Raw genomic sequence first — 12,273 nt, forward strand, 5'->3', positions numbered from 1 at the left:
GGCGCGATGGACACCTTGTGGGCCGCGCTGGCCCTGGTGCTCGTGATCGAGGGCTTGCTGCCTTTTGTATCGCCCGCAGGCTGGCGTCGCATGTTCCTGCAGATCCTGCAGCTCAGCGACGGCCAGATCCGATTCTTCGGCCTATGCAGCGTGCTGCTCGGCCTCGGGCTGCTCTGGCTGTTCTCGTGATGCTCACTGTCACGCGGCCGACACCGCATGACAGGCCGGTAGAATCCCTTTTTTAACAGCGCCCGCATTTCCATGTCTGCTTGGGTCCTGCCGGATCACATCGCCGATGTATTGCCTTCCGAGGCCCGGCACATCGAAGAACTACGCCGCGAACTGCTGGACACTGCCCGTGGCTATGGCTACGAGCTGGTGATGCCACCATTGCTCGAGCACCTGGAGTCGCTGCTCACCGGCACCGGTGAGGCGCTGGATCTCCAGACTTTCAAACTCGTTGACCAGCTGTCGGGCCGCATGATGGGCCTGCGTGCCGACACGACGCCGCAGGTCGCACGCATCGATGCCCACCTGTTGAATCGCCAAGGTGTGACGCGGCTGTGCTACTGTGGCCCCGTGGCCCACACCCGGCCCGACCGTGCCCATGCCACGCGCGAGCCGCTGCAGTTCGGCGCCGAAATCTACGGGCACTCCGGCCTGGAGGCCGATGTCGAGGTGCTGCGGCTTGCACTCGATTGCCTGGTGGCGGCGCAGGCCAGTGGCCTGAGCGTGGATCTCGGCGACGCGCGTATCGTGCGCGCGCTGCTGGCCGATGCTGATCTGCCGGCGGCGACGCTGGCCCGCATTCAGGCGGCGCTGACGACCAAAGATGCCGGCGAGCTCGCAGTGCTCACGCGCGACTTGCCCGCGCAGGACCGCGAAGGCCTGCGTGCCCTGCCGCAGCTGTACGGCGACATGGCCGTGCTCGACGAAGCCGCACGTGTGCTGCCGCCCAAGCCAGCCCTGCAGCAAGCCCTGGCCGAGTTGCGCCAGCTGGCGCGCGTGCTGGGCGATCGGGCACCGTTGAGCTTCGACCTGGCCGACCTGCGTGGTTACAGCTACTACAGCGGCATGCGCTTTGCGATCTACAGCACGCAGGCCGGCGATGCGCTGGCGCGGGGCGGCCGCTACGACGAGGTCGGCGCGGTGTTCGGGCGCAACCGGCCGGCCGTGGGCTTCAGCTTGGACCTGAAGCACTTGGTGGGCGCCGTGCCGCCACGGCCCCTGCGTGCTGCCATCCGCGCGCCCTGGGGTGAGGGCGAAAGCCTGCATGCGACGATCACGTCGCTGCGCCAGCGCGGCGAGACCGTGGTCTGCGTGCTGCCGGGCCATGAGAGCGAAGTCGATGAGTTCCATTGCGACCGCGTGCTGACGCACAGCGCCGGGCAATGGGTCGTACAAGCCATCTGAACAAACCTGAGCGTTTCGAACTATGAAGACAGGCAATCCGCAGGCCGTTGGCCGCAACGTGGTCGTGGTCGGCACCCAATGGGGTGACGAAGGCAAGGGCAAGCTCGTCGACTGGCTGACCGAGAGCGCGCAAGGCGTGGTCCGCTTCCAGGGTGGCCACAACGCCGGCCATACGCTGGTCATCAACGGCGTGAAGACCGCGCTGCACCTGATCCCCAGCGGCATCATGCGCCCCGGGGTCAAGTGCTACATCGGCAACGGCGTGGTGCTGTCGGCCGCCAAGCTGTTCGAGGAGATCGAAGGGCTGGAGAGGGCCGGCGTCGAAGTGCGCTCGCGCCTGCGCATTAGCGAGGCCTGCCCGCTGATCCTGCCGTTCCATGCCGCACTCGACGTGGCGCGCGAAGCCGCGCGCGAGAAGGTGGGCATCGAGAAAATCGGCACCACCGGCCGCGGCATCGGCCCGGCCTACGAGGACAAGATCGCCCGCCGCGCGCTGCGCGTGCAGGACCTGAAATACCCCGAGCGCTTCGCCGCCAAGTTGCGTGAATTGCTGAGCCTGCACAACTTCGTGCTGACCGAGTTCCTGCACGCCCAGCCGATCGATTACGAAGCTGTCTACGCCGAGTCCATGCGCCACGCCGAGCTGCTGCGCCCGATGATGGCCGACGTCTCGCGCGAACTGAACGACGCGCACCGCGAAGGCGCCAACCTGCTTTTCGAAGGCGCGCAAGGCACTTTGCTCGACGTGGACCACGGCACCTACCCGTACGTGACGTCCAGCAATTGCGTGGCCGGCAATGCCGCCGCCGGTGCCGGCGTCGGCCCCGGCATGCTGCACTACATCCTGGGCATCACCAAGGCCTACTGCACGCGCGTGGGCGGCGGCCCTTTCCCGACCGAGCTCGAATGGGAAAAGCCGGGCACACCGGGCTACCACATGAGCACCGTCGGCGCCGAGAAGGGCGTGACCACCGGCCGCTCGCGCCGCTGCGGCTGGTTCGATGCCGCGCTGCTCAAACGCTCGGCCCAGGTCAACGGCCTGTCGGGCCTGTGCATCACCAAGCTCGATGTGCTGGACGGTCTGCAGGAGCTCCAGCTGTGCACCGGCTACGAACTGGACAGCGAGACCATCGACATCCTGCCCATGGGCGCGGACGACATCGCACGCTGCAAGCCGATCTACGAAACCCTGCCGGGCTGGAGCGATTCGACGGTCGGCGTCACGGTGTACGACCAGTTGCCGGCCGCCGCACGCCGCTACCTGCAGCGCATCGAGGACGTGACCGGCGTGCCCATCGCGATGGTCTCCACCAGTCCCGACCGCGACCACACGATCCTGATGCAGAACCCGTACCAGCCGGGCTAAGCCGTTTCCCATTCAACAAGCACCCACGAGGAATACCGCCCATGTTGACCGAAGACGGCAAACACCTGTACGTCAGCTATGACGAGTACCACAACCTGATCGAGAAGCTGGCGATCAAGGTGCACCAGTCGGGCTGGGAGTTCGACAACATCCTGTGCCTGGCGCGCGGCGGCATGCGGCCGGGCGACATCCTGTCGCGCATCTTCGACAAGCCGCTGGCCATCATGTCCACCAGCTCCTACCGCGCCGAAGCCGGGACGCGGCAGGGCAACCTGGACATCGCGCGCTTCATCACCACGCCCAAGGGCGAGATCGCCGGCAAGGTGCTTTTGGTCGACGACCTGGCCGACAGCGGCCACACCCTGAACGCCGTGATCAAGCTGCTCAAGACCAGCTACGCTCCCATCACCGAGCTGCGCAGCGCCGTCCTGTGGACCAAGGGCGTGTCCACCTTCACGGCTGACTACTCTGTCGAGTTCCTGCCCACCAATCCCTGGATCCACCAGCCATTCGAAGGCTACGACAGCATGGGGCCGGCGCAGTTGCTGGAGAAGTGGAAGGTCTGAATCGGGCGGCGCAGGCGGCGGCTAACATGGCCGCATGAGCATGCCCACCGATCTGATCCACCACCCCTACGCGCCCCCCGCGGCCTTCGCCGCACCACAGCCCGGCGTCTTCAAGGCGTCCACCGTCATCTTCCCGAACGTCGCGGCCATGCGCAACCGCGAATGGAAGGACAAGTCCGGCTACACCTACGGCCTGCACGGCACGCCCACCACGTTCATCCTTGAGGAGCGCCTGTGCGCACTGGAGGGCGGGCTGCAATGCCTGCTGGTGCCGAGCGGCCTGGCCGCCATTGCCAACGTCGCGCTGTCGCTGCTGGTGAGCGGCGACGAAGTGTTGATCCCCGACAACGCCTACGGCCCGAATAAGACGCTGGCCAACGGCGAGCTGAAGGACTGGGGCATCACGCACCGCACCTATGACCCCATGGACCCGGCAGACCTGGCGGCGAAGATCGGGCCGCGCACCCGCCTGGTCTGGCTGGAAGCCGCGGGCTCGGTGACGCTGGAGTTTCCCGACCTCGTGGAGATGACGCGCATCTGCCGTGCCAAGGGCGTGATCAGCGCGCTCGACAACACCTGGGGTGCGGGCCTGGCTTTCAATGCCTTCGATCTCGGCACGGTGGCCGAGCCTCTGGGCGTCGACATCTCGGTCCATGCACTGACCAAGTACCCCAGTGGCGGCGGCGACGTGCTGATGGGCAGCGTGATCACGCGCGACGCAGCGCTGCACCTGAAACTCAAGCTGACCCACATGCGCCTGGGCCTGGGTGTGAGCGCCAACGACACCGAGACCGTTCTGCGCTCGCTGCCCAGCATCGCACTGCGCTACCGCGCGCACGATGCAGCGGCGCGCACGCTGGCCTCCTGGTGCCAGGGGCGCGACGCGTTCGCACAGGTTCTGCACCCGGCGCTGGCCGACTCGCCAGGCCATGCGCATTGGGCGGCACTGTGCAACCGCGATGGCGGCACCGAGCCGGGTCGCGCGGCCGGCTTGTTCAGCGTGATCGTCGACCCGCGGTTCGACGCCACCCGCGTCGATGCGTTTTGCGACGCGCTGCGCCTGTTCAAGCTGGGCTACAGCTGGGGCGGTCCGATGAGCCTGGTCGTGCCATACGAGCTGGGGAGCATGCGCAGCCGCTGGCCGGCGCATCTGGCACACGGCACGCTCATCCGCTTCTCGGTTGGCCTTGAAGCTGTACACGACCTGCAGGCAGATTTGGCGCAGGCCATGGTGCAGGCACTGGCATAGCAATGGTGTACACCGTCTTATCCGCACAAATGCGTATTCACCCGAGCCGTTTGGCTCGGCCGAACTGTTAGAGTGACACCACCCATCTTTTGAGAGAGCACGACATTGGCTACACCCAACTACGGATACGAAAAACGTCAGAAAGAGCTGGCCAAGAAGCGCAAGAAGGAGGAGAAGCTCAAGGCCAAGTCCGAGCGCAAGCACCTGGGCCCTGGCGACGCCGATGGCCAGACGGGCGACGAGGCCCCTGCGGACGGCGAGCAGGGCGGCACGCCCCCGACGCCTGGCACGCCGGCCTGATCTTCAACCGGCTTCGTCGCTCGCCATGATGCGGCGTGCCAGATCGGCCATGGCATCGGCGGAGCGGTCCCTGGCGACATGCACCGGCGCTTGCGCGTAACGGCTGAAGCTGCGGCCGATGGAATGTTCGTAGCCCGGGTCGTAGTGCTGCTGCAACAGCTCCCGCACCAAGGCGTCGAAGCGGCCGGCACGCACATGTTCCTGCCATCCTTGGACAGTGAGCTTTCCACGCATCTCGCGCAGTACGTCCAGACGACCGCATAGAAAATCCGCGTCCTGCAGCAGCGGCGCATAGTCTTCCAGTAACAGCGCCACGCGCTCGTCTTCGGCCAGCAGCAGACGCACACAGCGCGCTGCGCGCATGGCTTGCATCAAGGCATCGGGAACCACCACGTTGCCGACCTTCCTGCTCTCGCTTTCCACGAACACCGGCCGTGCGGGGTCGAAGGATCGCAGCCGCTCCCAGATGCGCGTCTCGAAATGCTTCTGGCTGGGTTGCGCGACGCCGGGAATGGCGCCGAGCACCGAGGCGCGGTGGCTGGCCAGCGCCTCCAGATCCAGAACCTGTGCGCCTTCGGCCAGGAGCGCCTGCAACAGCCGCGTCTTGCCCGTGCCAGTGTTGCCGCAGACCACGCGCCACTGCAGCGGTGCGACCAACGGTGGGAGGTCGTCGATGACGGCACGTCGAAAGGCCTGGTAACCACCCTCGACCAGACTGACCTTGAACCCGATCTGCCCCAGGATCAGCGCCAGTGCGTTGCTGCGCTGACCACCGCGCCAGCAATAAACCAGGGGCTGCCAGTGCTTGGGCACCTGCAGCACATGGCGGTCGATGTGGTCGGCGATGTTGCGCGCCGCCATCGCAGCGCCGCGCTTGCGGGCCTCGAAAGCGCTGATCTGCTTGTACGTGGTGCCGACGATTCGGCGTTCTTCGTTGCGCAGCGTAGGCCAGTTCACGGCGCCAGGCATGTGGTCGAGCGCGAACTCATCCTCGCTGCGTGCATCGATGATGGCCGAGAAGCCTTCCAGGCTGGCGATGGCCTGCGGCGCCGGCACGCGCGTGATGTTCATGGCTAGCGCAGTTGCCGACGCAGTGCGGGCCAGACGTTGTCCAGCATCGCAGCCTGTGCTTCCTCGCGCGGGTGGATGCGGTCGGCCTGGAACAGCGAGGCCGCATCGGGGCCGTCTGCGACGCCCTTGAGCAGAAACGGGACCAGGCCTGCCTTGCGTTCGGCAGCGACCTCGGCGAACAGGGAGGAGAACTGCCGCCCGTAGTCGCCGCCGTAGTTGGGAGGCACCTGCATGCCCACGATCAGCACCTGGGCGCCGGCGTCCTGAGCGGCTTGGGTCATGGCGCGCAGGTTGTCGGCCGTGCTCTTGAGCGGCAGGCCGCGCAAGGCATCGTTGCCACCCAGCTCCAGCACCATGTGCGTGGGCTGGTAGCTGCGCAGCAGCGGTGCCAGCCGTGCACGGCCGCCCGAGGTGGTGTCGCCGCTGATGCTGGCGTTGCGCACGTCGGCCGACACACCTTCCTTGGCCAGGCGCTGCTGCAGCAGCGCGACCCAGCCCGCGCCGCGGCGCAGCCCGTATTCAGCCGACAGCGAGTCGCCGACGACAAGGATGCGGTGGCGGGTGGTGGATGCGTCGGCGGCCTTGGCCGTCTGGGCCCACGATGGCCTCAGCGCCAAGGGGATGTACAGGCCCGCGATAAAGTGTCGTCGTCTCAAAACCAAGAAGCCTTTCAATGTCCAATCCCCCGGGCGCCGCGCTTGTTTCTGTCGAACATGTGTTCAAGTCGGTCAGCGACTCGACGGGCACGCTCGACATTCTGCGCGATATCGATTTCACCTTGGCTGCGCGGGAAACAGCGGCCATCGTGGGTGCCTCGGGCTCCGGCAAGAGCACGCTGCTGTCCATCATCGCGGGGCTGGATACGCCCTCGCGCGGCACCGTGCGGATCGCCGGGCAGGACCTCTTCGCGATCGACGAGGACCAGCGCGCCGCATTGCGCGCACAGAAGGTCGGCTTCGTGTTCCAAAGCTTCCAGCTGATGGGGAACCTCACGGCGCTGGAGAACGTGATGCTGCCGCTGGAGCTGGCCGGCCGGCGCGACGCGCGTGCCGCGGCCACCGAGATGTTGGCGCGCGTGGGCCTGTCCGAGCGGCTGTCCCACTACCCGCGCGTGCTGTCCGGCGGCGAACAGCAGCGCGTGGCGCTGGCGCGAGCCTTCGTCGTGCAGCCGGCCGTGCTGCTGGCCGACGAGCCCACCGGCAGCCTGGACTTCGCCACCGGTGAGAAGGTCATGGAGCTGATGTTCGACCTGAACCGCGAGCAGGGTACGACCCTGGTCTTGGTCACGCACGACCGAGCCATCGCGGCGCAGTGCGAACGCCGCATCACGATCGAGGCGGGCCGCGTGGCCGCCTAATTCGAAGCAGCTGGTCGGCCAGCAATCGCGCGGCCAGTGCTGTGCGCCTGATGGGTTGTGACCAGCCAACGCCGATAATCGCGCCCCTATGTCAGCCCCCAAAATCCTGTTCGGCTTCCACGCGGTCGGCGTGCGGCTGAAGACGGCGCCGCAGTCCATCGTGGAGATCTACTACGAGCCGACGCGGCGCGACGCGCGCATGCGCCAATTCCTCGACCGTGTGCGCGAAGCTGGCACGCGGCTGATCGAGGCTGATGGCCCGCGCTTGTCCAAGCTGGCCGGCAGCCATGGCCACCAGGGTGTGGCGGCGCGCGTGCAGCCCTTGCCGCAACAGCACTCGCTGGACGATTTCCTCGATGGCCTGACGGTGCCACCGCTGCTGCTGGTGCTGGACGGCGTGACTGATCCGCACAATTTGGGCGCCTGCCTGCGGGTGGCCGATGGTGCCGGCGCCCACGCGGTGATTGCGCCCAAGGACCATGCGGCTGGGCTGAACGCGACCGTGGCCAAGGTGGCCAGCGGTGCGGCCGAGACCATGCCGTACTTCATGGTCACCAACCTGGCGCGCACGCTGGGCGAACTGAAGGAGCGCAGCATCTGGTGCGTGGGCACGAGCGACGACGCGCCCGCGACGTTGTACCAGACCGACCTGCGCGGGCCGACGGCGCTGGTGCTGGGCGCCGAAGGCGAGGGCATGCGCCAGCTCACGCGCAAGACCTGCGATGCGCTGATCAGCATCCCCATGCAGGGCGCGGTCGAGAGCCTTAATGTCTCGGTGGCCAGCGGCGTGTGCCTGTACGAGGCCCTGCGCCAGCGCGGCGTGCAGGCTTAGTCTTCAGCGCTCGCAGCGTCCAGGCGCGCGACGGCATCTGCCGGCAGCTTCAGCCGGGCCGCGGCGACCAGTTGTTGCAGCTGCGCCAATGAGGTCGCGCTGGCGATCGGTGAGGTGACGCTGGGCCGCGCCAGCAGCCAGGCCACGGCGACCGCTGCCGGCTCGGCATTCAACTCGGCGCCCACCGAGTCCAGCGCCGCCAGGATGCGCAGCCCGCGCGCGTTGAGGTACTTGCCCGTTGTGCTCTTGCCGCGCAGGCTTTTCGCCGCGTCCCCCGTGCTGCGGTATTTGCCGGTCAGAAATCCAGCCGCCAGGGCGTAGAAGTTCATGACACCGATGCCGTTGTCCACGCAGACCTGCTCCAGCGCGTCCTCGAACACGGCCCGGTCGTACAGGTTGTACAGCGGTTGCAGCGACTCGTAGCGTGGCAGGCCGTGCCGGCTGCTGGTGTCCAGTGCCTCGGCCAGGCGCGGAGCGGTGTAGTTCGATGCGCCGATGGCCCGCACCTTGCCGGCCTGGATCAGGTCCGCATAGGCGCCCAGCGTGTCGGCCAGCGGCGTGCCGGCGTCGTCGTCATGGGACTGGTACAGGTCGATGCGGTCGGTCTGCAGACGCTTGAGTGAAGCCTCCACGGCCTGGCGGATGTAGGCCGACGACAGGCCCACCTTGCCCTTGCCCATGTCCTTGCCAACTTTGGTGGCCAGCACCACCTGGTTGCGCTTGCCGCTTTTTTTGAGCCAGCGGCCCAGCACGGCTTCCGATTCCCCGCCCTGGTGGCCGCTTGCCCAGCGCGAGTACACGTCGGCCGTGTCGATGAAGTTGAAGCCCGCGTCCAGCCAGGCGTCGAGCAGGGAGAAGGATGTGGCCTCGTCCACCGTCCAGCCAAACACATTGCCGCCGAAGCACAGCGGTGAGACTTGCAGGCCGGAACGGCCCAGAGAGCGCAGGAGCATGGTGTCAGGATGTGAAGTTGTGCGGGGCTGCATTGTTGCGCCCGCCGCGAAGCGCCATCACTCGTTCTTAAATTGGTGCAAAAGATCACGTTCATCTGTATTCAAAAGTGGCGATTCGCAGCCATTACGTTACATTCGGCAACGTTTCATGCCCGCCTTTGGCTGCAACACCGTACCGAATGAACTGCACCATGACGTTTTCCATCCATCCCACCCGTCTGCCCGTCCTGGCCCGCCTGGGCTTGGTGGCCGCGCTGTGCGCCAGCCTCGGCTCGGCGCTGGCGGTCGACGGCCAGGCCTCGCGCTACTACGAAGACGCACTCGGCCGGTACGAGAAGCAGGATCTGCCCGGCGCCATCATCCAGCTCAAGAACGCCTTGCAGATCGACCGCACCATGCTGCCGGTGCAGGTGTTGCTGGGCAAGGCCTTGCTGGGCAATGGCGAGGTGGCGGCTGCCGAGGTCGCGTTCGCCGAGGCGCTGCGACTGGGTGTGAACCGGGCCGAGATCGTTGTGCCGCTGGCCCAGGCCTATCTGGCGCAAGGCAAGCACCGGCAACTGCTGGAGCAGCCGATGTTCGCCGTGGCCGGCCTGTCGCCGATCGCGCAGGTGCCACTGCTGGTGCTGCGCAGCAGCGCGGCGTCCGACCTGGGCGACGTGCGCGGCGCGCTGAAGTCGCTGGAGGAAGCACGCGCGATCGACCCGCGCTCGGCCGACCCCTGGGTGGCCGAGGTGCCCGTGCGCATCCGTGCGCGCCAATACCGCGAGGCGGCTGACGCGGTAGCGCGCGCCCAGGCCCTGGCACCGCAGGCCATCGAGATGCATTACCAGCGCGGGGCGCTGGCCCATGTGCAGGGCAACCTGGCGGGCGCGCTGGCTGCCTACGACCAGGTGGTGGCGCTGGACCGCAAGCATGTGGAGGGGCGCGTTGCGCGTGCCGGTGTGTACGTGGACGAGGGCCGCTTCGCCGATGCTGCGCGCGACCTGGCCGAGCTGGAAGTGCTGCTGCCCAAGGAGCCGCGCGCGGCGTACCTGCGTGCGCTGCTGGCCGAGCGCGATGGGAAGCCCGCCGTGGCGAAGGCCGCGCTGCGCCAGGTGACGGAGCTGATCGACCCGGCCTCGCCCGAGACCGTGCAATACCGGCCGCAACTGCTGCTGCTCAACGGCCTGGCCCACTACGCGCTGAACGAGAAGGAAAAGGCCAAGCCTTATCTGGAAGCCCTGCAGCGCGTGCAGGGTGCCACGGCCGCGTCCAAGCTGCTGGCGCAGATTTACCTGCAGGAGTCCAGCCTCGACCGCGCGGTCGGTGTGCTCGAAGCCTACCTGCGCACGCAGCCGTCCGACGGCCAGGCGATGACGCTGCTAGCGTCTGTCCACATGGCCCAGGGCCGCAACGCGCGCGCCATCTCTCTGATGCAGGAGGCGCTGCGCGCGCGCGACGGTGCCGAGTTCCGCACCGTGCTGGGCATGGGCCTGCTGCGCAGCGGGCAGGTCGGCATCGCCACGACCGAACTGGAGGCCGCCTACCGCAAGGACGGCACGCAGACGCAGGCTGGCGTGGCCCTGGCCGGCCTGTACCTGCGCAGCCGCCAGTCGGCCAAGGCCGTCGCCGTCGCGCAGGATCTGGTCAAGCGCCAACCGCAGAACGCTGGTTTCCACGACCTGCTGGGCATGGCCCTGGCGCAGACCAGCAAGATCCCCGAAGCCCGTGCCGCGTTCGAACGCGCCATCGCGCTGGACGCCGAGCTGCTGGCCCCGAAGCTGCACCTGGCACGTGTCGAGATCGCGCAGAAGCAATTCGACGCTGCGGCCGAGCGCCTGGCCGCACTGCTGAAGGCGGACGAGAAGAACGTCGACGTGCTGCTGGAACTTTCGGTGCTTAGCACCGCCCGCGGCACGCCCGACGACACGCTGCGCTGGCTGGAGCGTGCCAATGCGAACGCCGCACGCCAGGACCTGCGGCCCGGCCTGGCGCTGGTAGACCTGCATTTGCGCACCGGCCGCGCGCCACAGGCCATGGAAGCCGCGCGCAACCTGAACCCCAGGGCCCCGGAAGACCTGCAGGTGCTCGTGACCTATGCGCGCGCCCAGCTGGCCAATGGCGATGCGGTGGGCGCCCGCTCGACGCTGAACGTGGCCACGCGCACGGCAGGGGAGAACGCCGCGCTGCAGGTCCAGATCGCCACCTTGCACATGGCCGCCAACAACCCGGACGGTGCGGCTTACGCGCTGGAAAAAGCCCTGTCGACCCAGCCCGGCTACCTGCCCGCGCTGGCCATGGCAGTCGACCTGGACCTGCGCCGCGGCGACCTGGCCAAGGCCGAGCAGCAGGCGCGCCAGATCGCCCAGCAGAACCCCAGGCTGGCCATCGGCCATACCCTGATCGGCGACGCGGCCCGCGCACGCGGCCAGGGTACCGCCGCGGTCGAGGCCTACCGCCGCGCCCACCAGGCCGAGCCCTCCACGGACAGCCTGCTGCGCCTGTTCCGCCAGCAGTGGCTGCAGGACGGCGGCAAGACCGCGCCGCGGCTCGTCGAAGACTGGCTGCGCCAGCACCCGCAGGACGCCCGCGCCCGCCGCGCACTGGCCGACGCCTATGCCGCCAGCGGCCAATATGCGTCCGCACGCAATGCCTACGACCTGCTCCTCAAGACCGCGCCGGACGACGCGGCCGTCCTGAACAACCAGGCCAACGTGCTGCTGCGCCTGAAAGACGCCGGTGCGGTGGCCATGGCCGAACGTGCGGTGGCCAAGGCGCCGGCCAGCGCGCAGGCGCTGGACACCCTGGGCTGGGCCTTGTTCCAGACCGGCGGCGCGGCCGAGCGTGACCGGGCGCTGCAACTGCTGCGCGATGCCCGCCTGCGCGAGCCCGGCAGCGCCGACATCCGCTACCACTTGTCGGCCGTGCTGGCCCAGACCGGCCGCAGGATGGAGGCAAGGGAGGAGGTCAGCGTTGCGCTGAAGTCCGGCCTCAGCGCCGAGTACGAGCCCGATGCCCAAAGACTGGCAACCACGCTGCGTGAATGAGCTTCTCTAGTTGTCGATGAATGTTACATATCGGCGCTGAGTGACGTCGCCAAAGCGTCCAAGTATTTGATTCGAATAGAGAACATCCCACTGGCACGCTTTTGGCTATAAATGTTTCGAATCGTATGAAACCGTTAGAT

The 12,273-nt window shown here is 67.6% G+C and carries 12 protein-coding genes; 9 read left to right on the forward strand and 3 right to left on the reverse strand.

What is annotated here, in order from left to right:
• The first annotated feature begins 6 nt into the window (after positions 1–6).
• The 6 genes from ASF43_RS00150 (at position 7) to ASF43_RS00175 (ending at position 4,894) form a co-directional block, all read left to right on the forward strand.
• Positions 7–189 carry a DUF2065 domain-containing protein gene (locus tag ASF43_RS00150; protein ID WP_056174998.1) on the forward strand — a complete coding sequence of 61 codons (183 nt, stop codon included), beginning with the start codon at positions 7–9 and terminating at the stop codon, positions 187–189.
• 72 nt (positions 190–261) lie between these two features.
• Positions 262–1,413: an ATP phosphoribosyltransferase regulatory subunit gene (locus ASF43_RS00155; protein WP_056175002.1), complete on the forward strand. Its 1,152-nt coding sequence runs from the start codon at positions 262–264 to the stop codon at positions 1,411–1,413.
• 22 nt (positions 1,414–1,435) lie between these two features.
• Complete coding sequence (locus tag ASF43_RS00160; protein ID WP_056175005.1) at positions 1,436–2,779, forward strand: adenylosuccinate synthase; 1,344 nt, start codon at positions 1,436–1,438, stop codon at positions 2,777–2,779.
• A 41-nt stretch (positions 2,780–2,820) separates the two neighbouring features.
• On the forward strand, positions 2,821–3,345 hold the full coding sequence (locus ASF43_RS00165; protein WP_056175009.1) for a phosphoribosyltransferase: 525 nt from the start codon (positions 2,821–2,823) through the stop codon (positions 3,343–3,345).
• Positions 3,346–3,379: 34 nt separating this feature from the next.
• The gene (locus ASF43_RS00170) at positions 3,380–4,594 is read left to right on the forward strand and encodes a PLP-dependent transferase (RefSeq protein WP_056175012.1); all 1,215 of its coding nucleotides are present in this window, start codon (positions 3,380–3,382) and stop codon (positions 4,592–4,594) included.
• Between the two features lie 105 nt (positions 4,595–4,699).
• Complete coding sequence (locus tag ASF43_RS00175; protein WP_056175015.1) at positions 4,700–4,894, forward strand: hypothetical protein; 195 nt, start codon at positions 4,700–4,702, stop codon at positions 4,892–4,894.
• A 3-nt stretch (positions 4,895–4,897) separates the two neighbouring features.
• On the opposite strand, the gene mnmH is transcribed toward ASF43_RS00175, so the two are convergent.
• Both mnmH and ASF43_RS00185 read right to left on the reverse strand, forming a co-directional pair.
• Entirely contained in the window at positions 4,898–5,965 is a 1,068-nt protein-coding gene (gene mnmH, locus ASF43_RS00180) for a tRNA 2-selenouridine(34) synthase MnmH (RefSeq protein ID WP_056175018.1), read from the reverse strand.
• 2 nt (positions 5,966–5,967) lie between these two features.
• Positions 5,968–6,576 (reverse strand): arylesterase, encoded by a 609-nt coding sequence (locus ASF43_RS00185; RefSeq protein ID WP_056177925.1) that lies wholly within the window; start codon positions 6,574–6,576, stop codon positions 5,968–5,970.
• A gap of 62 nt (positions 6,577–6,638) precedes the next feature.
• On the opposite strand from ASF43_RS00185, the gene ASF43_RS00190 reads away from it, so the two are divergent.
• The gene (locus ASF43_RS00190) at positions 6,639–7,322 is read left to right on the forward strand and encodes an ABC transporter ATP-binding protein (RefSeq protein WP_056175020.1); all 684 of its coding nucleotides are present in this window, start codon (positions 6,639–6,641) and stop codon (positions 7,320–7,322) included.
• A gap of 88 nt (positions 7,323–7,410) precedes the next feature.
• On the forward strand, positions 7,411–8,154 hold the full coding sequence (gene rlmB / locus ASF43_RS00195) for a 23S rRNA (guanosine(2251)-2'-O)-methyltransferase RlmB (protein WP_056175023.1): 744 nt from the start codon (positions 7,411–7,413) through the stop codon (positions 8,152–8,154).
• Here rlmB and ASF43_RS00200 read toward each other — a convergent pair.
• Positions 8,151–9,107 (reverse strand): aldo/keto reductase, encoded by a 957-nt coding sequence (locus ASF43_RS00200; RefSeq protein ID WP_056175026.1) that lies wholly within the window; start codon positions 9,105–9,107, stop codon positions 8,151–8,153. The genes rlmB and ASF43_RS00200 overlap by 4 nt on opposite strands.
• A gap of 191 nt (positions 9,108–9,298) precedes the next feature.
• Here ASF43_RS00200 and prsT point away from each other — a divergent pair, with 191 nt between their 5' ends.
• A complete protein-coding gene (gene prsT / locus ASF43_RS00205; protein WP_162241742.1) occupies positions 9,299–12,133 on the forward strand; it encodes an XrtA/PEP-CTERM system TPR-repeat protein PrsT in 2,835 nt (944 codons plus the stop codon).
• Positions 12,134–12,273: the final 140 nt, after the last annotated feature.

The organism is Pseudorhodoferax sp. Leaf267 (genome assembly GCF_001422405.1).
In the GTDB taxonomy this organism is placed as follows: Bacteria; Pseudomonadota; Gammaproteobacteria; order Burkholderiales; family Burkholderiaceae_C; genus Pseudorhodoferax.

Excerpts from the sequence above, each read along its gene's own strand:
- ASF43_RS00150 (WP_056174998.1), top strand. The coding sequence starts at position 7 with ATGGACACCTTGTGGGCCGCGCTGGCCCTGGTGCTCGTGATCGAGGGC.
- ASF43_RS00155 (WP_056175002.1), top strand. The coding sequence starts at position 262 with ATGTCTGCTTGGGTCCTGCCGGATCACATCGCCGATGTATTGCCTTCC.
- ASF43_RS00160 (WP_056175005.1), top strand. The coding sequence starts at position 1,436 with ATGAAGACAGGCAATCCGCAGGCCGTTGGCCGCAACGTGGTCGTGGTC.
- ASF43_RS00165 (WP_056175009.1), top strand. The coding sequence starts at position 2,821 with ATGTTGACCGAAGACGGCAAACACCTGTACGTCAGCTATGACGAGTAC.
- ASF43_RS00170 (WP_056175012.1), top strand. The coding sequence starts at position 3,380 with ATGAGCATGCCCACCGATCTGATCCACCACCCCTACGCGCCCCCCGCG.
- mnmH (WP_056175018.1), bottom strand. The coding sequence starts at position 5,965 with ATGAACATCACGCGCGTGCCGGCGCCGCAGGCCATCGCCAGCCTGGAA.
- ASF43_RS00190 (WP_056175020.1), top strand. The coding sequence starts at position 6,639 with ATGTCCAATCCCCCGGGCGCCGCGCTTGTTTCTGTCGAACATGTGTTC.
- rlmB (WP_056175023.1), top strand. The coding sequence starts at position 7,411 with ATGTCAGCCCCCAAAATCCTGTTCGGCTTCCACGCGGTCGGCGTGCGG.
- ASF43_RS00200 (WP_056175026.1), bottom strand. The coding sequence starts at position 9,107 with ATGCTCCTGCGCTCTCTGGGCCGTTCCGGCCTGCAAGTCTCACCGCTG.
- prsT (WP_162241742.1), top strand. The coding sequence starts at position 9,299 with ATGACGTTTTCCATCCATCCCACCCGTCTGCCCGTCCTGGCCCGCCTG.